We start from the raw sequence: 23,135 nt of genomic DNA on the forward strand, positions 1-23,135 counted from the left end.
CTCTCACGCGGTCCCCGGGGCGATGCGCGGTGCGCATGCGGACCGCGGGACGCCAGGACTACCGCGCGACGGGCTCGCGCAGCCAGGCGACGACCGGCGGCGCGAGCACCGCGGCCAGGTGGGCGTACCCGGCGGCGTCGGGGTGGAAGCCGTCGCCGACGTGCACGGGGTGCCGCCACACGGGCGACGAGACGGTCGCCGGGAACGCTGCGACGTAGGGCACCGCCAGCGCGGCGGCCTCGTGCTCGAGCGCCCGGTCGAGGACGAGGATGCGGTCGTTCTGCTCGTCGTCGTCCACCGCGGGCGGGCCGACGAGCAGGATCGGCACGGGTGCCGCGCGGTCGCGCATCGTCCGCAGCGCCTCGAGCGTCCGCTCGGTGGGCTCCCGCTGCCGCCCGTCCTCGACGATCGTGTCGTTCACGCCGAAGGAGAGCACGATCCGGGCGTCGTCGCCCGCGGTGAGCCTCGGCCGGGCCTCGATCGCGAGCCGGCGCGCGACCTGCACCGACGTCGCGCCGCGCACGCCGAGGTTGTACGCGGTGAGGTCCAGGCCGCCCGCGATCGCCGCGGCGGCCACCCGGCCGACCCAGCCCCGCGCGGACTCGTCGCCCGTGCCGGCGACGAGCGAGTCCCCCGCGAAGCACACGCGCACGTCTCGCCTCGCGGGGCCGTCCGCTGCTGACGGGGCCGTGCGCACCGGCGGATCGGCAGCGGCGGGCCCCATCAGGCCTCGTCGCCGTCCGGCTCGGCGGGAGCGACCGCCGCGGGGCCGCCATCGAGCAGGCGACGGAAGCCGTCGGCGTCGAGCTGCGGGGTGCCGATCGCCTCCGCCTTCGTCAGCTTGCTCGCGCCGGGGTTCGCGCCGATCACCACGAACGCCGTCTTCTTGGACACGGAGGAGCCGGACTTGCCCCCGGCCGCGAGGATCGCCTCCTCGGCCTCCTCCCGGCTGAAGCCCTCGACCGTGCCGGTGACCACGACCGTCACGCCGGCCAGCGGGCCCTTCGGCGCGGTGTCCGCCTCACCGGGACCGGGGTGGCCCGGGATCTCGAGCCGCACGCCCGCCGCGGTCCATCGGTCGACGATCTCCGCGTGCCAGTCGACGGCGAACCACTCGATCAGCGCGTCCGCGATGATCGGGCCGACGCCGTCGACGTTCGCGAGCTCGTCGCGGGACGCCGCGCGGATGGCGGCCATCGAGCCGAAGTGCGCGGCGAGCGCGCGGGCGGCGACGGGGCCCACGTGCCGGATCGACAGCCCGACGAGGTACCGCCACAGGTCCTTCGTCTTCGCGATCTCGAGGTTCGCCAGCAGGTCGACCGCCTGCTTCGACGGCACGCGGGCGCCCGGCTCGAGCGGCGCGCCCGCCTCCTTCGCCGCCCGGCGCTCGTCCGCGTTGGCGTTCCGCTCGAACGGGGCCAGCAGCTTCTCGGAGCCGTCCTCGTTCAGGCGCGGCATCCCGGTCTCGGGGTCGCGCGGCACGACGCGGATCGGCAGGAGGTCGTCCATGGTGAGGTCGAACAGGCCCGCCTCGGTGACGAGCGGCGGGGTCGCCGGCACCGACGGCTGGGTGAGCGCGGCCGCGGTGACCTCGCCGAGCGCCTCGATGTCCAGCGATCCGCGGGAGCCGATGTGCTCGACGCGCCCGCGCACCTGCGCCGGGCAGCTGCGGGCGTTCGGGCAGCGGAGGTCGACGTCGCCCTCCTTCGCCGGCCGCAGCTCGGTGCCGCACTCGGGGCAGTGCGTGGGCATCACGAACTCGCGCTCCGTGCCGTCGCGCAGCTCGACCACCGGCCCGAGCACCTCGGGGATCACGTCGCCCGCCTTGCGCAGCACGACGGTGTCGCCGATCAGGACGCCCTTCTCCTTCACGACGTCCTGGTTGTGCAGCGTCGCCTGCCGCACCTCGGAGCCGGCGACGAGCGCCTTCTCCATCACCGCGAACGGCGTCGCGCGCCCGGTGCGGCCGATGGACACGACGATGTCGAGCAGCTTCGTGTGCACCTCCTCGGGCGGGTACTTGAACGCGGTCGCCCAGCGCGGCGAGTGGCTCGTCGCGCCGAGGGCCACGTGCAGGTCGAGGTCGTCGACCTTGATCACGATGCCGTCGATCTGGTGCTCGACGGACGCGCGCTGCGCCCGGTACTGCTCGATGAACCCCCAGACCTCGTCGACCGCGTCGAACACGCGGTAGTGGCTGGAGGTGGGCAGCCCCCACTCCGCGAGCAGGTCGTAGACCTCGCTCTGCGCGGTCACCGGGGTGGTGCGCTCGATCTGCTCGACGGGCCAGGCGCCGATGCCGTGCACGAGCATGCGGAGGCCGCGGATCCGCGCCTCCATCAGCGCGAGCTTCTCGGGGCTCTTGCCCTCGGCCTTCTGCCGGAGGGAGCCGGACGCGGCGTTGCGCGGGTTCGCGAAGAGCCGCTCCCCCGCGGCCGCCTGTCGCGCGTTCAGCTCGTCGAAGTTCGCGACGGGGAAGAAGATCTCGCCGCGGACCTCGACGAGGTCGGGGTGCCCGGTGCCCTGCAGCCGCATCGGGATCGTGCCCATGGTGCGGACGTTCGGCGTGACGTCCTCGCCGGTGACGCCGTCGCCGCGCGTCGCGGCCGAGGTGAGCACGCCGCGCTCGTAGCGGAGGTTGATCGCGAGGCCGTCGATCTTCAGCTCGCTCAGCCAGCGGACCGGGGCCTCGGGCAGCGCCTTCGCGGCGTCGCGCTGCACCTTCTCGGCCCACGCCTCGAGCTCGGAGCGGCTGAACACGTTGTCCAGCGAGAGCATCGGCTCCCTGTGCACGACCGGGTCGAAGAGCTTCGTCTCCGGCGCGCCGCCGACGGTCTGCGTGGGGCTGTCGGGCCGCAGCAGCTCGGGGTGCTGCTGCTCGAGCGCCTGCAGGCGGCGGACGAGGCCGTCGTACTCCTCATCGGACGCCGTCGACTGGTCGCCCTCGTAGTACTCGTGGCGCAGGTCGTTGATGCGGGCGGTGAGGTCGCCGACCTCGCGCGCGCGCTCGAGCGCCGCGCCCTCCGCGGCGCGCGCCTCGGCCGAGTCGTGGGTGTCGCCGCCGTCGGCACCGCCCGCGGGGACCTGGGTCGCCGTGTCGCTCATGCGGCGAGCATAGGGGCGCCCACCGACAGCCGGCCGATCACGGAAAGCGGGGTCCGATCAGGCGACGGGCGCCACGGAGACGGTGCGGTCGACCGTGACCTGGCCGAGCACGCGCGTGCCGTCGTAGAGCACGGCGCTCTGTCCCGGCGCGAGCCCGACGAGCGGCTCGTCCGGCCGGATCACGAGCTCGCCGTCCTCGAACGCCGCCGTCGCGGGCACGGGGTCGGCGTGGGCTCGGACCTGCACGTCGCAGCGGAACTCCTGCCCCTCGGGCCGCGGACCGGCCCACGACGTCCGCGCACCGGCGAGCGCGCCGACGGCGAGCGCCTCCTTCGGCCCGACGACCACGGTGTTCGTCGCGGGCTTCACCTCGAGCACGAAGCGGGGTCGCCCGTCCGGCGCCGGACGGTCGAGCGAGAGCCCCCGGCGCTGCCCGACCGTGTAGGCGTGGGCGCCCTCGTGCCGCCCGACCTCGGCGCCCGTCGCGTCGAGCACCGGCCCGGGCGCGCTGCCGAGGCGGTCGGCGAGCCAGCCGCGGGTGTCGCCGTCCGGGATGAAGCAGATGTCGTGGCTGTCCGGCTTCGTCGCGACGCGGAACCCGCGCTCCGCCGCCTCCGCCCGCACGACCGCCTTCGACGGCGTCTCGCCGAGCGGGAACATCGCGTGCGCGAGCTGCTCGGCCGTCAGCACGCCGAGCACGTACGACTGGTCCTTCGCCTCGTCGGAGGCGCGGTGCAGCGCACGGGTGCCGTCGGCCTCCGTGCGCAGGACCGCGTAGTGGCCGGTCGCGACGGCGTCGAAGCCGAGCGACACCGCGCGGTCGAGCAGCGCGGCGAACTTGATCCGCTCGTTGCAGCGGAGGCAGGGGTTCGGCGTGCGGCCGGCGGCGTACTCCGCGACGAAGTCGTCGACGACCTCCTCCGCGAACCGGTCGCTGAAGTCCCACACGTAGAAGGGGATGCCGATGCGGTCCGCCACCCGGCGGGCGTCCATCGCGTCCTCGATGGTGCAGCAGCCGCGCGCGCCCGTGCGGACCGTGCCGGCGTTGCGGTTCAGCGCCAGGTGCACGCCGGTCACGTCGTGGCCCGCCTCGACCGCGCGCGCAGCGGCCACGGCGGAGTCGACGCCGCCGCTCATCGCCGCCAGCACCTTCACCGCTCCAGGCTACGTGCCGCCGCCGCGGGGGCCGGTCGCCGCTCGACGTGCGTCGAGCGACGACCGACCGGCGCTAGGGACGGCCGAGGGCGGCGAGCGCGGCCGGCGTCAGCTCGCCGAGCCCGGTGGGCAGGTCGTACCCTCGGCGCGCATTCAGCGACGAGTCGCGGTCGACCGTGACGAGCAGCACGTCCTTCCCCGACCGCAGCGCGACGGCCCGCCGCGCGGCCGACGGCACCACGTCGCGGAACGCGGAGGGGGTGCGGCGCGCGAGGGCGTAGAGCGCGGGGTTCAGGAACCCGAGCCGGCGACCGGACGCCTGCTGGGCGAGGGCGACCTGCGCCGCCACGATCGGCGTCGCCAGCGAGGTGCCGCCGACGGCCGCCGTGCGGTAGGTCAAGGTGCCCGTCTCGCGGACGCCGACCTGGAACCCGGTCGTCATGGCCGCGAGCGCCGACACGTCGGTCGCCGTGCGCATGCCGCCGGAGAGGGAGGCGGGCACGAGGCCCGCCTGGTAGGCCGGCGCCGGGAACAGCTCGCTCGCCCCGCCGCCCGCGCCGCCGATGAACTCACCGGGCAGCTTCGGCGACCACGCCTTCTTCCGCGCGCCCGACAGCAGCGAGACGTTCTCGCCCCACGGGGTGGTGAAGACGCGCTTCCCGTGCCGGTCGAGGCCGACGGCGGTGCCGCCCACGGCGGTCACGAACGGGGACGAGGCGGGGAAGTCGACGGCGGGCGCGTCCGCGACCATCGAGTCGTCGCCGAGGTCGCCGCTCGCGAAGTAGAGGCCCACGCCCTGGCCGGCGGCCTGCAGCTGCTGGTGCAGCATCACGACCATGCTCTGGCGGGTCGCGTCGTCGACGAGGTCGCTGCCCGCGAGGGTGTCGAGCGCGGTGGAGCCCCAGCTGTTGGACACGATCGACGCGAGGCCGTCGTCGAGCACGCGGGACATGGCGACGTCGAAGCCGGCGCCGCAGTCGCTCGCGCCGACGTAGAGGAGGTGCGCCCTCGGGGCGACCGCGTGGACCGCCTCCAGGTCGAGCGCCTGCTCGACCTGCCAGTCGGCGGGCGCGCAGGCGTACGAGGGCCGCCCGGGTGCGACGAGCTCGGTGTAGGAGGCGGCGGGCAGGCCGTTGCGCTGCGAGTACGTCGCGAGGTCGCGGCGCATGGAGGGCGCGCCGAACGCGTCGATGACGGCAACGGTCTGGCCCGCGCCGTCGAGGTTCGAGCGCTGCAGGCCGGTGAGCTGCCGCAGCTGCTTCGCCGAGTAGCCGCAGAGCGGCGTGCTGGCGGTGGAGCGGCGGTAGGCCTTCTTCGGCAGCTTCACGGTGTGCTGGCCCCAGTACTGCGAGCAGGGCGAGACGGTCGGCTTCTTCTTCTTCGCGTTCGGCCCGGGCGTGATCCGCGGGTGGGTGAGCACGACGGCCGCGACGGCACGCGCGACGGGCTGCGGCAGCGTCGCCGTACCGGCCGCGGCGAGCCGCTGCTGCCCGTCGACGTCGTAGGCGTGCACGCGGGTGCCGAGGAACGCGTCGACCTGCGCGGCGGACCCCTGCAGGGTCACGAAGAGGCGGCTCTTCGGCACCGACTCCAGGGTGAGTCCGGCCTTCTGCACCGCGGCCGCGATGGTGTCGACGGTGGCCTGCGCGGGGGCGAAGCGCGCGATCCAGTCGGCGGGCGACAGGTGCTGCCCGTACTGCGGGGTGCCCGGGGTGGAGACGGCGAGTGCGAAGGCCTTCGCCGCCTCCTCGTCGGGCAGGCGGAGCGCGAGCTCGAGCTCGACGGAGGTCGCGGAGGCGAGGGCCCCGCTGTCGGCGGCGGCGGTCGCCCAGGCGGGTTTCGCGGCGGGGACGGCGACGCGGCGGCCGTCGGCCTGCGCGGGTGCGGCCGCGACGGCGGAGCCGGCCACGAGTGCGGAGGCGAGGAGTGCGGCGAGCAGGGCGGCGCGCCGGGGCGATGTGGGCACAGGGGTCCTCGGGGAGAGGGGCCGGCGCTGGGGCGGCGCCGATCGCGGGCGGGTCACCCGGATGCGGCCGAGCCTAAGAACCGCCTGAGAGCGCGGACAGCCCCCGTGGGAGGGCCACGGGGATCCGGTGCGGCGCGCGTCAGCGGGCGAGCACCGGCGCGAGCGCGGGCAGGGCCGCGAGCAGGGCGTCGACGTCCGACGCCGTCGACGAGTGGCCGAGGGTGATGCGCAGCGCGCCGCGCGCCTGCTCCGCGGGCACGCCCATCGCGAGCAGCACGGGCGACAGCCGGGTGACGCCGGCGAGGCAGGCGGAACCCGTGCTGACCGAGACCCCGGCGCCGTCGAGCAGGAACAGCAGCGACTCCCCGTCCGCGCCCGCGACCGTGACGTGGAGGTTGCCCGGCAGGCGCCCGGGCCCGGGCGGGGTGCCGCGCAGCACCGCGCCGGGCAGCGCCGCGAGCACCCCGGTGAGCGCGCGGTCCCGCAGGGCGGCGACGCGCACCGCCTCCGCGTCGCGGTGCGCCGCCGCCTCCTCCGCCGCGACGGCGAAGGCGAGCGCGAGCGCGGCGGAGGGGGTGCCCGAGCGGAGCCCGCGCTCCTGGCCGCCGCCGTGCAGCAGCGGGCGGACGGGCGCCGTGCGGGCTGCGAGCAGCGCGCCCACCCCCGCCGGTCCCCCGACCTTCACGGACGAGACGCTCATCAGCTGCGCACCGGAGGCGTCGAAGCGCGTCGGTACCGCCCCGAAGGCGGCGATCGCGTCGACGTGCACGGGCACGCCGGCCGCGCGGGCGACCGCGGTGAGCGCGGCGACGTCCTGCACGGAGCCGACCTCGTTGTTGGCGGCGAGCACCGTGAGCAGCGCGGCGTCGGGCTCGGTCGCGAGCGCGTCGGCGAGCACGGCCGGGTCGAGCCGCGCCTCCGCGTCGACGGGCAGGTGCACGATGCGGGCCCCCTCGGCCTGCAGCGCCTCCGCCGCCTCGACCGTCGCCGCGTGCTCGCCGCCCGGCAGCAGCAGCGCTCCCCCGCCGCGGGCGCGCCAGCCGCCGACGACCGCGAGGTTCACCGCCTCCGTGCCGCCGGACGTGAAGAGCACCTCGACCGGCTCGCAGCCCGCTGCCGCGGCCAGGCGCTCGCGCGCCTCCTCGAGCACCGCCCGCGCGGCCTGCCCGTGCCGGTGCACCGAGGAGGGGTTGCCGACCGCGCCGAGCGCCTCCGCGAACGCCGCCGCGGCCGCGGGCCGCAGCGTCGTGCCCGCGGCGTGATCGAGGTAGACGGCCATCGCATCATTAGGGTAGGCGCGTGCAGGAGCCTCCCGCCGCGGCCGACCGCTTCCGCGACCTGGGGGTCCGTCTCGATCCGGACGGCGGCACCCTGCGGGTGGCGAGCAGCACCGCGACGAGCATGGACCTCTGCCTGCTCAGCGAGCGCGACCCCTCGTGGGTGGAGCGCACGGTGCGGATGCAGCGCGACGCCGAGGGCGTCTGGACGGGCCGATCCGCCCTCCTCACCCCCGGGCGCCGCTACGCCGTCAAGGCCGACGGTCCCGCCGGGCCCCGTGACGCGTTCGACCGGTCCCGCCCCCTCCTCGACCCCTACGGCCGCGGGATCGTGCGGATCGACCAGGACTCGTGGCGCAGCGTCGTCGTCGACGACGCCTTCGACTGGGGCGAGGTGCGCAAGCCGAACACGCCCCTCGCCGAGACCGTCGTCTACGAGGCGCACGCGAAGGGCCTCACGAAGCAGCTGCGGTCCGTGCCGCGCCAGTTCCGCGGCACGTACGCGGGCATCGCCCACGAGTCGACGATCGCCTACCTGCAGGACCTCGGCGTCACGGCGGTCGAGCTGCTGCCCGTGCACCAGTCCGCGAGCGAGCGGCGGCTGCAGAAGCAGGGCCTCGTGAACTACTGGGGCTACAACACCGTCGGCTTCTTCGCGCCGCACGCGCAGTACGCCTCCCTCACGGCGCAGTCCGCGGGCCCGCAGGCCGTGCTCGACGAGTTCAAGGGCATGGTCAAGCACCTCCACGCCGCCGGCATCGAGGTGTGGCTCGACGTCGTCTACAACCACACCGCGGAGGAGGGTCCCGCCGGGCCCGTCCAGAGCTTCCGCGGCCTCGATAACAGCACCTACTACCGGCAGGACGACGGCCGGTACATCGACACCACGGGATGCGGCAACAGCCTCGACTGCTCGCAGGAGCAGGTCCGGCGCCTCATCCACGACTCGGTGCGCTACTGGGCGGAGGAGGTGCAGATCGACGGATTCCGCTTCGACCTGGCCGTCACGCTCGGCCGCGACGAGCACATCACCTACACGCCCGACGCGCCCCTGCTGCACGAGCTGCTCGGGGACCCGGCGCTCAAGGACGTGAAGCTGATCGCGGAGCCGTGGGACGTGGGCCTCGGCGGCTGGCAGACCGGCGGCTTCCCCGCGGGCTGGTCCGAGTGGAACGACCGATACCGCGACACCGTGCGCGACTTCTGGCTGACGGACACGGTCGTCACCCGGCACGGCGGCCTCGCCCGCACCGGCATCGGCGCGCTCGCGAACCAGCTGTCGGGCTCGTCGTGGCACTTCTCCGCGGAGCGCGGCCCCCTCGCGAGCGTGAACTTCATCACCGCCCACGACGGCTTCACGCTCGCCGACGTCACCTCCTACAACACGAAGCACAACCTCGGGAACGGGGAGTCGAACCGCGACGGCACGGACAACAACCGGTCGTTCAACTTCGGCGTCGAGGGCGCGACCCGCTCCGAGCGCGTGCTCGCCGACCGCCGCCGGGCGATGCGCAACCTGCTCGGCACCCTGCTGCTGTCGGCCGGCGTGCCGATGCTGCTCGCCGGCGACGAGCTCGGGCGCACGCAGCGCGGCAACAACAACGCCTACTGCCAGGACGCGGCAGTGAACTGGATCGGCTGGAACCTGACCGAGTGGCAGCAGGAGCTGCAGGACGTCGCGCGGCGGCTGATCCGCATCCGCCGCGAGCACCCGGCGCTGCGGCCCGCACAGCACCCCGACGCGGCGACCCCGAACGCGATGCACTGGTTCAACGCGGACGGCGGCGCGATGGACGAGGCCGCCTGGTCCACGCCGGAGAACCGCACGCTCCAGTACCTGGCCGAGACGGACGGCGACGCGACGCTGCTCGTCGTCCACGGCGACGAGACCGCGATGCGCGTCACGCTGCCGGAGCACGGCGCCTGCACGGACCTCGAGCTGCTCTGGACCAGCGCGGACGACGCCGCGACCGGCGTGCACTCCGCGCCGGGCGAGCACATCGCGATCGACGGCCCGACCCTCCTCCTCTACGCCGTCCGGTGAGCGCGCCGGCCTGAGCGCTTCAGCAGGAAGGAACGACATCAGCAGGAGAAATCGGGCGATTCCTTCCTGCTGATGTCGTCCTGTCCTGCTGTCGTGCTCGCTTCCTCCTGCTGACGTGCTCGGTCAGTGGGCGACGGCGACGAGGCCCATCTCCGCGGGGTCCGCCAGGTACTCGTTCTTCGGCACGACGCGCACGTTGTAGCCGAAGGAGCCCGGGCGGCCGAGGGTGACGGTGCCGGCGAACGTGCGCGAGCCGTCGAGCGCGATGGCGCCGGTGCTCGAGAGCGCGTCGTCCTCGAGCGGAGCCAGCTCCACGGTGGCGGTGTTCACCAGGTCGTCGCCCTCGCGGGACGTGCCGTAGACCACCTCGACCGCGACGTCGCCCGGCTGCAGCGAGCCGAGCTGCACCTGCGCGCGCACGTGCAGCCGGTCGCCGACCTGCGGCACCGGAGCCAGACCGCCCGACTCGACGTGCACCACGGAGACGCCGCTCCACGCCGACGAGACGACGCCCTTCCAGGCGGCGAGCTCGCGGCCGCCCGCGTAGTCGGCGGCGGTGATCGCCTCCGCCGCCTTCGCCGCGGGCATGTAGAGCCGCGTCACGTATTCCCGCACCATGCGGTCCGCGGAGAGCTCCGGCGAGAGCGTCGCCAGCGTGTGCCGGACCGACTTGAGCCAACGCGTCGGCACGCCGGCGGCGTCGCGCCGGTAGAAGCGCGGTGCGATCTGGTTCTCGATCAGGTCGTAGAGGCTCTCCGACTCGAGCTTGTCGCGCTCGGCCGCGTCGCCCGCGGCATCGGCCGACGGGATCGCCCAGCCGTCCTCGCCGTCGTAGTACTCGTTCCACCAGCCGTCGAGGATCGACAGGTTCAGCGCACCGTTCAGCGCCGCCTTCATGCCCGACGTGCCGCACGCCTCCAGCGGCCGCAGCGGGTTGTTCAGCCAGACGTCCGTGCCCGGGTACAGCACCTGCGCCATGGCGATGTCGTAGTTCGGGAGGAAGACGATGCGGCGCCGCAGCTCCGGGTCCTGCGTGAAGCGCACCAGCTTCTGGATGAGGCGCTTGCCCTCGTCGTCCGCCGGGTGCGACTTGCCCGCGATCACCATCTGGATCGGCCGCTTCTTGTGCGTGAGCAGCGAGGCGAGGCGGGCCTCGTCCTCGAGCATCAGCGTGAGCCGCTTGTAGGTCGGCACCCGCCGCGCGAAGCCGATCGTCAGCACGTCGGGGTCGAGCAGGTCGTCGAACCACGCCGGCGCGGAGGCGCCCGGGTTCTCCTCGTGCCACGCCGCCTTCACGCGGCGGCGCGCGTCCGCGACGAGGTTGGCCCGCATGCGGTTGCGGACGGCCCACAGCTCGCCGTCGCCGACGCCGGGCCCGGCCCAGTCGGCGGCGGTCGTGTCGGAGGTGCCGAGCTTCTGCTGCGACAGCTCGAGCAGCATCGGGTCCGTCCACGTCGGCGCGTGCACGCCGTTCGTGACCGAGGTGATCGGCACGTCGGAGGAGTCGAACCCCGGCCAGAGGCCGCTGAACATGCCGCGGCTCACCTCGCCGTGCAGCTGCGAGACGCCGTTCGCGTGCTGCCCGAGCCGGAGGCCCATGACCGCCATGTTGAACATGTCGCCGGAGCCGCCCGGGTAGTTCTCGCCGCCGAGGTCGAGCACCTGCCAGGCCTCGACGCCGGGCAGCAGGTCGCCGGAGAAGTACTGCTCGACGAGACCCCGGTCGAACCGGTCGATGCCCGCGGGCACCGGCGTGTGCGTCGTGAACACGGTGCCGGCGCGCACGACCTGCAGCGCCTCCGCGAAGGTGAGGCCGTCGTGGATCAGGGTCGAGATGCGCTCGAGGCCCTGGAAGCCCGCGTGGCCCTCGTTGGTGTGGAACACCTCGGCGTCGGGCCGGCCGGTCAGCTCGGTCCAGATGCGCAGCGCGCGCACGCCGCCGACGCCGAGCAGCAGCTCGTGCAGCAGGCGGTGCTCGCCGCCGCCGCCGTAGAGGCGGTCGGTGACGTCGCGCAGCGCGTCCTCGTTCTCGGGGATGTCCGTGTCGAGCAGCAGCAGCGTGACGCGGCCGACGAGCACCTGCCAGATGCGCGCGTGCAGCGTGCGGCCCTCCGGCAGGGCGAGGGAGACGAGCGCGGGCGCGCCGTCCGCGTGCCGGGTGAGCGTCAGCGGCAGCCCGTCCGGGTCGAGGACCGGGTACGCCTCCTGCTGCCAGCCGTCCGGTGAGATCGACTGCTTGAAGTAGCCCGCGCGGTAGAAGAGGCCGATGCCGGTGAGCGGCAGGCCCAGGTCGGACGCGCTCTTCAGGTGGTCGCCCGCGAGGATGCCGAGGCCGCCCGAGTACTGCGGCAGCGCAGCGGCGATGCCGAACTCCGGCGAGAAGTAGGCGATGTGCGCGGGCGCCTCGGTCAGCGACTGGTACCAGCGCGGCTCGCTGCAGTAGGTGGCGAGGTCGTCGCGCAGCGCGTTCGCGCGGGCGACGAAGGCGCCGTCGGCGGCGAGCCCCTCGATGCGGGACTGGCTGACCGCGCCGAGCAGCGAGACCGGGTCCGACGCGTGGCTGCGCCAGAGGTCCGGGTCGATCTCCTCGAACAGGCGCCGGGTCGGCTCGTGCCAGGACCACCGGAGGTTCGCGGCGAGCTCGTCGAGCGCGGACAGCGACGCGGGCAGCACGGTTCGGACGGTGAAGCGGCGGATTGCTTTCACAAGAAGGAGCTCCTCGGACCTCGGCGACTGCGGTCACCATACGGGGAAGCGGTGTCGCCGATGTGGACGATCCGCGACCCGCTCGCGGGGCCCGATCGCCGCACCTATCCGGCTCTCATGCGGTTCTCGTATGGTGTGCGCGTGGCTGACACCCAGGCAGCGGAAGGCGGCCGGCCCGCGACGACGCGATCCAGGAGCACGGGCACCCGTGCGCCCGCCGGGCGTCGCCCGGCCCGGAAGACGGAGCCGTGGAAGCCGGTCCTCGGCCGCATCCCGATCCTCGACCTCTCCCCGCAGCAGCCGGACGACCTCTGGCCCGCGAAGGCGTTCGCCGGCGAGGTCGTGCCGTTCTCCGCGACCGTGTTCAAGGAGGGCCACGACGTCATCGACGCCGCGGTCGTGCTGACCGCCCCCTCCGGTCGCGTGCTGCGCCGCCCGATGGTGCAGGTCAACCCGGGGCTCGGCCGGTGGACCGCCTCGGTGCAGGTCGACGAGACCGGCGCGTGGACCTGGCGGGTCGATGCGTGGCTCGACGACTGGGGCACCTGGCTGCACGACGCGGGCATCAAGATCCCCGCCGGCATCGACGTGGAGCTCATGTTCGAGGAGGGTGCGCGCCTGCTCGAGCGCGCCGCCGAGGAGGAGGGCCGCGGCGACGACGCGCCCGCCCTGCTCCGCGACAGCGCGGCCGCCCTCCGCGACGTCGGCACCGACCCCGGCACCCGCTGGAGCGTCGTGACGCAGGGCCGGGTCGCCGACGCGCTCGCCGCCGCACCGATCTCGAGCCTGCTCACCGCGGGCCCGTCGCGCACGCTGCGCGTCGAGCGCCTCCGCGCCGGCTCCGGCTCCTGGTACGAGTTCTTCCCGCGCTCCGAGGGCGCGGTGCGCCACGAGGACGGCTCGTGGACCTCCGGCACCTTCCGCTCGGCCGCGCTGCGGCTGCCCGCGATCGCCGAGATGGGCTTCGACGTCGTCTACATCCCGCCGGTGAACCCGATCGGCCGCACGAACCGCAAGGGCCCGAACAACACGCTCACCGCCGGCCCGAACGACCCGGGCTCCCCCTACGGCATCGGCTCGGAGGACGGCGGCCACGACGCCATCCACCCCGACCTCGGCACCGAGGAGGACTTCCTCGCCTTCGTCGAGGCCGCGAAGCGCCTGAAGCTCGAGATCGCGCTCGACATCGCGCTGCAGGCCTCCCCCGACCACCCGTGGGTGGTCTCGCACCCCGAGTTCTTCACGACGCTCGCCGACGGCTCGATCGCCTACGCCGAGAACCCGCCGAAGAAGTACCAGGACATCTACCCGCTGAACTTCGACAACGACCCCGAGGGCTCGTACGCGGAGATGCGGCGGATCTTCCAGGTCTGGATCGACCGCGGCGTCCGCATCTTCCGGATCGACAACCCGCACACGAAGCCGCTCGGCTTCTGGGAGCGCCTGATCCACGACGTGAACGCGGCGCACCCCGACGTGATCTTCCTCGCGGAGGCGTTCACCCGCCCGCCGATGATGCGCGGCCTCGCGAAGGTCGGCTTCCAGCAGAGCTACACCTACTACACGTGGCGGAACACGAAGGAGGAGCTGACCGAGTACCTGGTCGAGCTCTCCCAGGAGACGGCCGACTACATGCGGCCGAACTTCTTCGTGAACACCCACGACATCCTCACGCCCTACCTGCAGTTCGGCGGCACCGCCGCCTACAAGATCCGGGCGGCCATCGCGGCGACCTCCGTGCCCACCTGGGGCGTCTACTCCGGCTACGAGCTCGTCGAGAACGTGGCGCGGCCGGGGTCCGAGGAGAACATCGACAACGAGAAGTACGAGTACCGGCCCCGCGACTGGGCGCGGGCCGCGATGCTCGGCACGACCCTCGCGCCGTACATCGCCCGGCTCAACGGCATCCGGCGCCACCACCCGGCGCTCGGCCAGCTGCGGAACATCCACTTCCACTGGACCGAGTCCGACCAGGTGATCGCCTACTCGAAGCACCTCGACGCCGAGTTCACCGGCACCGGCTCGGCCGACACGATCATCGTCGTCGCGAACCTCGACCCGAACGGCGCCCGCGAGACGGTCGTGCACCTCGACCCGACCGCGTTCGGGCGCCTGCCCGACGACGTCTTCACCGTCCGCGACCTCGTCAGCGGGGCCGTGTGGCAGTGGGGCGCCGACGACTACGTCCGCCTCGACCCGTTCGGGGAGCCCGTCCACATCTTGACCGTCGAGGACGATCCGGACCAGTAAGCAGCGTCCCGTCCCCGGCGGCGGTCGGACCCTCCGACCGCCGCCGGTGCCGACGGGGACCGACGACCCAGGAGGTCCGACCATGCCCAAGAAGACCGACGCCGAGGCCCCGGCCGACGCGACGCCGATCGCACCCGTCCCCTCCGAGGGCGAGCTGGCGAGCCTCGCCGACGGCCGGCACTCCGGCCCGCACTCGGTGCTCGGCCAGCACCCGATCGAGGGCACCGAGGCCGTCGTCATCCGCGCGCTGCGCCCGCTCGCGCGCGAGGTCGTCGCGGTGCTCGCCTCCGGCGCCCGCGTCGAGCTCGGCCACGTCGGCTCGGGCGTCTGGCAGGGCGTCTCCGTCGCCGGGCTGCAGGACTACGCGCTCGAGACGAGCTACGACGAGGACGCGAGCTGGACGGCCGACGACCCGTACCGCTTCCTCCCGAGCGTCGGCGAGGTCGACCTGCACCTGTTCGGCCAGGGCCGGCACGAGCGGCTGTGGGAGATGCTCGGCGCGCACCACCGCGAGCTGCAGGGCGTCTGGGGCACCTCGTTCTCCGTCTGGGCGCCGCACGCGCAGGCCGTGCGGATCATCGGCGACTTCAACGGCTGGGACGGCCGGCTCCACCCGATGCGCCGCCTCGACGTCACCGGCGTCTGGGAGCTGTTCGTGCCGGGCCTCGACCCGTACAACGCGTACAAGTACGAGATCCTCACGCGGGCCGGCGAGTGGATCGAGAAGGCCGACCCGATGGCCCGGCAGGCGGAGGTGCCCCCGGCCACCGCCTCCGTCGTCACCGAGAGCACCTACCGCTGGGGCGACTCCGGCTGGTTGAGCGCCCGCGCGGCGAGCAACCCGACCGAGCAGCCGATCAGCATCTACGAGATGCACTTCGGCTCGTGGCGCCAGGGCCTCGGCTACCGCGACGCCGCGGACCAGCTGATCGACTACCTGCACGAGACCGGGTACACGCACGTCGAGTTCCTGCCGCTGGCGGAGCACCCGTACGCGCCGTCGTGGGGCTACCAGGTCAGCGGCTACTACGCCCCGACCTCGCGGTTCGGCCACCCCGACGACCTCAAGTACCTCATCGACCGCCTGCACCAGGCGCGCATCGGCGTGTACATGGACTGGGTGCCCGGCCACTTCCCGAAGGACGCGTTCGCCCTCGCGAAGTTCGACGGCGAGGCGCTGTACGAGCACAGCGACCCGCGCCTCGGCGAGCACATGGACTGGGGCACGCTGATCCCGAACTTCGGCGACAGCCAGGTCCGGAACTTCCTCGTCGCGAACGCGCTCTACTGGCTCGACGAGTTCCACATCGACGGGCTGCGCGTCGACGCGGTCGCCTCGATGCTGTACCTGAACTACTCCCGCAACGAGGGCGAGTGGGTGCCGAACAAGTTCGGCGGCCAGGAGAACCTGGAGGCCATCGGCTTCCTGCAGGAGACCACCGCGACGGCCTACAAGCTGCACCCGGGCGTCGTCATGATGGCCGAGGAGTCCACGAGCTGGGGCGGCGTCACGCACCCCACCGACAACGGCGGACTCGGGTTCGGGCTCAAGTGGAACATGGGCTGGATGAACGACTCGCTCCGCTACATCGCGAACGACCCGATGTGGCGCAGCCATCACCAGAACGAGCTCACGTTCTCGTTCGTCTACGCGTTCAGCGAGAACTTCCTCCTGCCGATCAGCCACGACGAGGTCGTGCACGGCAAGGGCTCGCTGATCGGCAAGATGCCCGGCGACCCGTGGCAGCAGATCGCGAACGTGCGGGCCTACCTGGCGTTCCAGTGGGCGCACCCGGGCAAGCAGCTGCTCTTCATGGGCCAGGAGTTCGGGCAGCGCAGCGAGTGGAGCGAGGAGCGCGGGCTCGACTGGTGGATCCTCGACCAGCCGGCGCACCGGTCGCTGCTCGGGTACGTCGGCCAGCTGAACCGCGTCTACCGCGAGAACGCGTCGTTCTGGCAGCAGGACACCTCCGCCGCCGGCTTCAGCTGGATCGACGGCAGCGACGCGCAGAACAGCGTCATCGCCTTCCTGCGCTGGGACCGCGACGGCAACCCGATCGCCTGCATCTTCAACTTCTCCGGGCGCCCCATCGGCGACTACCGGGTGGGGCTGCCGTTCGCCGGCACCTGGGAGGAGCTGCTGAACAGCGACGCGGCCGAGTTCGGCGGGTCGGGCGTCGGCAACTACGGCGCCGTCGTCGCGGAGGCGGAGCCCTCGCACGGCCTGCCCGCGTCGGTCGTGCTCACCCTGCCGCCCCTCGGCGCGCTGTTCCTCAGCCCGAAGGCGCGCAAGTAGGGCCGTCCGCACCGGCGGAGCAGGAGGGGGATGCGAGGGCTCGAGCCCTCGCATCCCCCTCCTCGCGTGTACCCCGACGGCCTGTACCCCTGAACTGGGGTCCGCACAAATGCGGACACGGCTTGTCGCCCCAGCAGCACCGGGATACCGTCGGATCACCCCCAGACGGGCCCCTCGCCTCCCCGGCGTCCGGTGCCGTCGACCCGAGACCGGTGCCGTCCCCGCGGCGCCGACAGGACGTGCGACCCCGATCGCGCGCCCGGTACCCGAAACGAGCCCCCCATGCTCATCGCCCATCCTCCTCCCGGTCCCGGCAGGGCCCGTCCGGCGCGCACCGCGCGCTGAACCCGCCCCTCCCCGCCAGCACCGAGCCGACGCGCCCCGAAGCCGTCGGCCCGGGTCCCACCCCCATACGGACCCAAGGAACATGACCGCCTCCCCCATCACCCTCCCGGCGACCGCCACCCGCGGCGTCGCCGCCACCCGCTGGTCGCTGCGCCTCGCCCGCCGACTCGCGATCACCGACGCCGCGATCGTCGCCGTCGTCGTCCTCGTCGGCCACCTGGCGCTGTTCGGCGCCGCCGAGCGCGTCGCCAGCCGCGGCGAGTACGCCGCCTCGCTCCCCTACCCCGCCGTGTCGATCGCGCTCGCCGTCCTGTGGCTGCTCGCCCTCGCGGTCGTCGACTCCCGCGACGAGGACGAGATCGGCACCGGCACCACCGAGTACCGCCGCGTCATCCGCGCCGGCGTCGCGACGCTCGTCATCACGATCGTCCTCGGCTTCTTCCTCGGCGTGGACCTCTCCCGCATCTGGGCGGGCGCCGTCGTGCCGGTCGGCACCGCGCTGCTCGTCGGCGGCCGCTGGGGCTGGCGCCGCCACCTGATGGCGCGCCGCGCCCGGGGCCTCGACTCGCACCGCGTCGTCCTGCTCGGCTCGACGCAGACCGTGATCCGCACGGCGCTCGACCTCGCCCGGCAGCCGGGCCACGGCTACCGCGTCGTCGGCGTCGCGCTGACGGACGGCCCGTCGGAGGGGTCGGTCGCCGACCTGCGCATCGTCGGCGGCGTCGACGACGTGCCCGACGCCATGCGCGCCCTCGAGGCGGACACCGTCATGGCCACGAGCAGCGACCACCTGCCCGCCGACCGCATCCGCGACCTCGCCTGGCACCTCGACCCGGCGCACCACCTCGTCGTCGCCCCGAGCATCACGGACGTCGGCGGCTCGCGCATCCACCTCCGCCCCGTCGCCGGCCTGCCGCTGATCCACGTCGAGACGCCGCACCAGGCGGGCATCGGCCGCACGATGAAGCGCCTGTTCGACGTCGCCGCATCCGCGCTGGCGCTCGTGGTCCTCGCGCGGGTCCTCGCCGTGATCGCGGTGCTCGTGCACCGCGACAGCCCCGGCGGGGTGCTGTACCGCCAGGAGCGCATCGGCCGCGACGGCGAGCCCTTCTCAATCCTGAAGTTCCGATCGATGTCGTCGGACGCCGACGTGCGCCGCGCCGAGCTGACCGCCGGCCACGGCAAGGGCCTGTTCAAGATGGCCGACGACCCGCGGGTCACCCGCGTCGGCAAGGTCCTGCGCCGCTACTCCCTCGACGAGCTGCCGCAGCTGGTGAACGTGCTGCGCGGCGAGATGAGCCTCGTCGGGCCGCGTCCGGCGCTGCCCTCGGAGGTGTCGGAGTACGACCGGCGCGAGCTGCGCCGCCTGGCCGTCACGCCCGGCCTGTCCGGCCTGTGGCAGGTCAGCGGACGGTCGGACCTCGAGTGGGCGGACGGCATCCGGCTCGACCTCTACTACGTCGAGAACTGGTCGATGACCCAGGACCTGCAGATCCTGTGGCGCACCGCGAAGGCCGTCGTCGCCCCCTCCGGCGCCTACTGAGCACCTCGGCGGTCCCTGAGCCCGCGCAGTGCGCCCGCTCGGGGACCCGCCGCTGCCGCGACCGCGCGGTGCCCGGTCGCGTCAGTAGAGCAGCATCGCGAGGCGCCGTCGCGCCGCCGCCACCCGGGGGTCGTCCGCACCGGTGAGCGCGAAGTAGTCGAGCAGGCGGGTGCGCAGCACCGTGCGGTCGTCGCCCGACGCCCCGGCGAAGGCGTCGAGCAGGCGGTCGAACGCGTCGTCGACGTGGCCGCCGGCGACGTCGAGGTCGGCGACCGCGAGCGCGGCGGGCACGTCCTTCGGGTCGGCCGCCGCCGCGGTCCGGGCGTCGGCGGGCACGGTCTGCAGCCGGTCGAGCAGCTCGACCTGCGCGAGCGCCGCGACCGCCGCGGCGTCGCGCGGGTCCTGCGCGATCGCGGTGCGGAACAGGCGGGCCGCCTCGGCGTAGTCCTGGCGGTCGATGGCCGCGTACGCCTCCTGGTGCAGCGGCGGCAGGGGCTCGGGCTCCGGCTCGGCCGCGGCGCCCTCCGGCGCGTCCTCCGCACCGGGCACGGTGCCGGTCACACCGTTCTGCGCGGCCAGCTCGAGCACCTGCTCGAACAGCGGCGCCATGCGCTCCTCCGGCAGCACGCCGGCGAAGAGCGGCACGGGGCCGCCCGCGATCACGGCGACGACGGTCGGGATCGACTGGGCCTGGAAGGCGGCGGCGATCTGCGGGCTCGCGTCGGCGTCGACGATCGCGAGCAGCAGCCGCCCGGCGGCCGACTCGACGACGCGGCGCAGCGAGACGACCAGCTCCTGCGACGGCGTGCTCCACGAGGCGACGAGCGCGACGACCACCGGCACGGTGCTCGACAGCTCGATCAGCTGCGGGAACTCGGCGTCGCCGATCTCGACGACCAGACCGGACGCCTGCTCGGGTGCTCCCCCGGCGGGCGCCTGCCGGGCCTGCGCGGCCTGCGCGGCCTGCTGGTTCTGCCGGGACACGAGCGGCGACAGGTCGATCGCGCCTCGGAGCCCACCGGGAGGCGGAGCGGGAACAGCGGCCACAGTCGTCACAACTCCTTCGCGGAAACCAGCCCCTGATCGTAGCCGAGCAGGACGACGGGCTTCCCGGAGCCCGCTGACGGCACCGCGAACAGCAACTGGTAGCCGTAGACCGAGGTGATGCCCTTGGCGGTGGAGTCCGTCTTCGACAGGATCCGGGTCCCGCCGCTCGGCTTCACGGTCACGCCGGCGCGCTTCGGCTTCACGGTCCACTGCTCGTCGAGCCGCACGGCGACCAGCGCCCCGGAGTCCGCGGTCGAGAGCGCGAGCACCGACTCCGCGTCGCCGTCGGACGCGAGGTCCTTGAAGGTGATGCCGGCCGTGCTGCCGAGCTTCTTGGCGATCTTCTTCTTCGCCGCCTCGCCGACCGCCTCGACCAGCGGGTCGTCCTTCGTCAGGAACTCCTTCGCCGAGTCGCTCTGGTCGTCCCGGAGCACGGCGCCGTAGTCGGCCGCGAGGTTCCCGGGCTCGACCGCGAGCAGCGGGGTCGTCGCGGCGAGTCGGCTCGCCCCGTCGAGGGCGGAGGGCAGGTCGGGCAGCTTGACGCCGCCGATGAGCCCCATCGAGTACTCGACCTTGTAGTCGGCGCGCGGGTCCTGCTGCACGAGCGCCAGGGCGACGGGCGCGGGCTTCTTCGCACCCTTCTGCTCCACGACGGCGAACAGGTGGCGCGGCCAGGCGGCGGTGGCTTCGGGCAGGACGAGGCGCATCGTCGTGTCCTCGACCGGGATGGCGAGCGGCAGCCCCGCCTTCTTGTCCTTCGCCTTGATCCTGTACGCGGCCTTGCGCAGCTCGAGCGCCGGGCCGCTGAAGCGGTCCGCCAGCCGCTTCGCATCGCGCGCCTCGTCGGCCTCGGCCGCGACGGCCGCGACGCGCTGCACGATGCGCTTCGCCTGGTCCTCCGTCACGGAGGCGAGCGGGGTCTTCGTCGCCGCGACGGCCGGCGCGGCGGCGGGCACGAGCAGCGAGCCGGCGAGCACCGCAGCGACGGCGGAGCCGAGCGCGATGCGGGGGCGCACGCTGCGGCGGCCGCGGCCCGGTGCGGGCGCGGCGGAGGCGGGGCGCTGCGGGCGGTACTTGGGCGGCTGCGGGCGCTTCGGCATCTTCCCCGGCGGCCTGCGACGGGGTCCGCGCGAGCGGCGCACGTGGACGAGGGCCCAGAGGTAGAGGAGCAGCCCGACGACGGCGAGCGCGCCGCCGGCGATGATCAGCGGCACCGCGAACGGCGTGCCGGTGCTGACGGGCCAGGTGAGGCGCAGATCGGAGGGCGCGGCGGCGGCGCCGTCGGAGGCGACGAGCACGGACATGGAGGCGGGGAGCCTGAGGGGCCAGTCGAGGCTCCGGCGTCCGGTCTTCTGGTCGATCCAGAGGTCGGCGCCGTCCGGGTCGGGGGTGCCGCCGCGCAGCCCGGCCACGACCTTCGCGGTGCGCACGACGGGCTTCGTCAGCTCGCCCCGGTCGTCGACCTGCAGCTCGGCGTAGCGCTGGCCGGAGAGCCAGGCGGTGACGTCGGAGGTGCGTCCGTAGCCGGCGAAGGTCGTGCTCGCGCCCGCCAGGTGCAGTCCCTGCGCCCCGTCGTGGGACCGCAGCACGTCCCCCGGCACGAGCACGTAGTGCACGCCCGAGGGCACCTCGGCGGCCACGGACACGTGGTCCGCGGGCTTCAGCACGGTCCGCTGCGCCACACCCGTGGCGACGAGCACTCCGGCGATGAGCAGCGTGACCAACGCGATCGCGAACCGCACACCGTCTCCTCTCGTCCGGCGGGAATGAGCAGGACGAGCGGCACCGCCGACGGGCGGGCCGTTCCCGGGGGCGGCGTCCCGCAACGCACGGCCCGAAAACCGGGTCAGCCTAACCGCCGGCCCGGTCGGGGCGACGCATGTCGGCGGGCGCGGCGCGGACCCGCGGACCTACACTGCTACCCGCCGGACGGCACCGTCCTCCGGCCTACGAACCTTCGGCTGATGAGGAGCGACACGTGTCCGACGAGTCCGGCTTCACCACCGCGATGCGCGGCTACAACCGCGACGAGGTCGATCGCGCGATGCAGGAGCTGCGCCGCGAGCTGATCAAGGCGAACACCTCGATGGCCGAGGCGCAGCGCGAGGTCAAGCGGCTCGCGCAGCGCGTCGACGAGCTCGACGGCGAGCTCGAGGAGGTCGGCAGCCCCACCTACTCCGGCCTCGGTCACCGGCTCGAGAGCCTCCTCCGCCTCGCGGAGGAGCAGGCGACGCGCGTCATCTCCCAGGCCGACATCGACTCCGAGCGGCTGCGCACGGCGACGCAGGTCGACGTGGACCGCATGCGCGTGGAGGCGGCCGAGCTCGCCGAGCGGCTCGTCGGCGACGCCCGCGAGCAGTCGGACGCGATGCTCGCATCGGCTCGCGCGGAGGCGGACCACCTCGTCGAGCGCGCGGAGCTGCACGCCGAGACGACGACGGAGGACGCCACCCGCGAGGCGGCCGCCATCCGCGGCGCGGTGGCGACCGAGGCCGCCGAGCTGCGCGGCACCGCGAAGCGCGAGGCCGCCGCCGTGCGGACCGCCGCGGACCGCGAAGCGGCCGAGCTGCGCGTCGTCGTCGAGCGCGAGACGGCCGCTGCGAAGGAGGACGCCCTCCGGATCACCCGCGAGACCGAGTTCGCCCGGGCCGAGCTGGACCGCGAGCTGTCGGCCGCACGCGCCGACGTGGAGGCCGAGGTCGATCGGACCCGCACCGAGCTGCGGCTCGAGGTCGAGCGCGCCCACGCCGACCTGTCCCGGAAGGCCGAGCTGGCCCGCGCCGACGTCGCGCGCGAGACCGAGACCGCCCGGCTCGCCGCCGCCCGCGAGGCGGAGGCCGCCCGCGCCGAGCTGCTCGAGGAGCTGGAGGGCCTGCGCCGCCAGCAGCAGCGCGAGTACGAGGCCGCGCGCAACGCGCTCGCCGCGGACCTCGCCGAGCTCCGCGACGCCACCGAGCAGGAGATCGAGCAGGCGCGCCTGGACCTCGACATCGAGCTGAAGTCCCGCCGCGACGAGGCGGAGCAGGACTACCTGGCCCGGCACCAGGAGGCGGTCGCCTCCACCCAGCGCTACCTCGACGACGCGAACGCGCAGCTGTCGGACGCGATCCGCCGGTCGGCGGACAAGCGCCTCGAGGCCGACGCGCTGCAGATGCAGATCGAGGTCGACGGCCGCCGCTCGCGCGAGACCGCGCAGGCCGAGGCCGCCGAGCTCGTCGCGAACGCGCGGGACACGGCGCACGCCATCGTCAGCGAGGCGGAGCAGCGCTCGACGCAGCTCGTCCGCGACGCGGAGGACCGCCTCGCCGCGCTCCGCGAGGAGCGGGACGGCATCGCCCACTACTTCGAGTCCCTGCGCAGCGCGGTGACCGGCGTGCAGCCGGTCGACGTCGAGTCCTGAA

13 protein-coding genes are annotated in these 23,135 nt (G+C 74.0%); 5 read left to right on the plus strand and 8 right to left on the minus strand.

Features of this window, described 5'->3' with window-relative positions:
* Positions 1-58: 58 nt before the first annotated feature.
* The 5 genes from ABEA53_RS08810 to ABEA53_RS08830 all read right to left on the minus strand — a co-directional run bounded on the left by ABEA53_RS08810 (position 59) and on the right by ABEA53_RS08830 (position 7,505).
* Positions 59-652: a GDSL-type esterase/lipase family protein gene (locus tag ABEA53_RS08810; RefSeq protein ID WP_345480737.1), complete on the minus strand. Its 594-nt coding sequence runs from the start codon at positions 650-652 to the stop codon at positions 59-61.
* Between the two features lie 71 nt (positions 653-723).
* Positions 724-3,105 carry an NAD-dependent DNA ligase LigA gene (ligA, locus tag ABEA53_RS08815; protein ID WP_345480738.1) on the minus strand — a complete coding sequence of 794 codons (2,382 nt, stop codon included), beginning with the start codon at positions 3,103-3,105 and terminating at the stop codon, positions 724-726.
* Positions 3,106-3,162: 57 nt separating this feature from the next.
* Positions 3,163-4,260 carry a tRNA 2-thiouridine(34) synthase MnmA gene (mnmA, locus tag ABEA53_RS08820; protein WP_345480739.1) on the minus strand — a complete coding sequence of 366 codons (1,098 nt, stop codon included), beginning with the start codon at positions 4,258-4,260 and terminating at the stop codon, positions 3,163-3,165.
* Between the two features lie 73 nt (positions 4,261-4,333).
* Entirely contained in the window at positions 4,334-6,226 is a 1,893-nt protein-coding gene (locus ABEA53_RS08825) for a S53 family peptidase (RefSeq protein ID WP_345480740.1), read from the minus strand.
* A gap of 139 nt (positions 6,227-6,365) precedes the next feature.
* Positions 6,366-7,505 (minus strand): cysteine desulfurase family protein, encoded by a 1,140-nt coding sequence (locus tag ABEA53_RS08830; protein WP_345480741.1) that lies wholly within the window; start codon positions 7,503-7,505, stop codon positions 6,366-6,368.
* Between the two features lie 20 nt (positions 7,506-7,525).
* On the opposite strand from ABEA53_RS08830, the gene glgX reads away from it, so the two are divergent.
* Positions 7,526-9,547 carry a glycogen debranching protein GlgX gene (glgX, locus tag ABEA53_RS08835; protein ID WP_345480742.1) on the plus strand — a complete coding sequence of 674 codons (2,022 nt, stop codon included), beginning with the start codon at positions 7,526-7,528 and terminating at the stop codon, positions 9,545-9,547.
* Between the two features lie 123 nt (positions 9,548-9,670).
* Here glgX and glgP read toward each other — a convergent pair whose 3' ends face one another.
* Complete coding sequence (gene glgP / locus ABEA53_RS08840; protein ID WP_345480743.1) at positions 9,671-12,253, minus strand: alpha-glucan family phosphorylase; 2,583 nt, start codon at positions 12,251-12,253, stop codon at positions 9,671-9,673.
* Positions 12,254-12,370: 117 nt separating this feature from the next.
* On the opposite strand from glgP, the gene ABEA53_RS08845 reads away from it, so the two are divergent.
* From ABEA53_RS08845 to ABEA53_RS08855, 3 genes are all read left to right on the plus strand, one after another.
* Positions 12,371-14,503: an alpha-1,4-glucan--maltose-1-phosphate maltosyltransferase gene (locus tag ABEA53_RS08845; RefSeq protein ID WP_345480745.1), complete on the plus strand. Its 2,133-nt coding sequence runs from the start codon at positions 12,371-12,373 to the stop codon at positions 14,501-14,503.
* 82 nt (positions 14,504-14,585) lie between these two features.
* Positions 14,586-16,799 (plus strand): 1,4-alpha-glucan branching protein GlgB, encoded by a 2,214-nt coding sequence (glgB, locus tag ABEA53_RS08850; RefSeq protein WP_345480747.1) that lies wholly within the window; start codon positions 14,586-14,588, stop codon positions 16,797-16,799.
* Between the two features lie 427 nt (positions 16,800-17,226).
* Complete coding sequence (locus ABEA53_RS08855) at positions 17,227-18,687, plus strand: sugar transferase (RefSeq protein ID WP_345480749.1); 1,461 nt, start codon at positions 17,227-17,229, stop codon at positions 18,685-18,687.
* Positions 18,688-18,768: 81 nt separating this feature from the next.
* Here ABEA53_RS08855 and ABEA53_RS08860 read toward each other — a convergent pair whose 3' ends face one another.
* Positions 18,769-19,734, minus strand: a complete 966-nt coding sequence (locus ABEA53_RS08860) for a tetratricopeptide repeat protein (RefSeq protein ID WP_345480750.1) — start codon at positions 19,732-19,734, stop codon at positions 18,769-18,771.
* Between the two features lie 5 nt (positions 19,735-19,739).
* A complete protein-coding gene (locus ABEA53_RS08865) occupies positions 19,740-21,476 on the minus strand; it encodes a DUF8094 domain-containing protein (protein ID WP_345480751.1) in 1,737 nt (578 codons plus the stop codon).
* A gap of 236 nt (positions 21,477-21,712) precedes the next feature.
* On the opposite strand from ABEA53_RS08865, the gene ABEA53_RS08870 reads away from it, so the two are divergent.
* A complete protein-coding gene (locus ABEA53_RS08870) occupies positions 21,713-23,134 on the plus strand; it encodes a DivIVA domain-containing protein (protein ID WP_345480753.1) in 1,422 nt (473 codons plus the stop codon).
* Position 23,135: the final 1 nt, after the last annotated feature.

The sequence above is a fragment of the Amnibacterium soli genome (assembly GCF_039544415.1).
GTDB lineage: Bacteria > Actinomycetota > Actinomycetes > Actinomycetales > Microbacteriaceae > Amnibacterium > Amnibacterium soli.

What these genes read in the sequence shown, in the direction of transcription:
- ligA (WP_345480738.1), bottom strand. Translation starts at nt 3,105, where the DNA reads ATGAGCGACACGGCGACCCAGGTCCCCGCGGGCGGTGCCGACGGCGGC.
- ABEA53_RS08830 (WP_345480741.1), bottom strand. Translation starts at nt 7,505, where the DNA reads ATGGCCGTCTACCTCGATCACGCCGCGGGCACGACGCTGCGGCCCGCG.
- ABEA53_RS08845 (WP_345480745.1), top strand. Translation starts at nt 12,371, where the DNA reads ATGCGGTTCTCGTATGGTGTGCGCGTGGCTGACACCCAGGCAGCGGAA.
- glgB (WP_345480747.1), top strand. Translation starts at nt 14,586, where the DNA reads ATGCCCAAGAAGACCGACGCCGAGGCCCCGGCCGACGCGACGCCGATC.
- ABEA53_RS08855 (WP_345480749.1), top strand. Translation starts at nt 17,227, where the DNA reads ATGACCGCCTCCCCCATCACCCTCCCGGCGACCGCCACCCGCGGCGTC.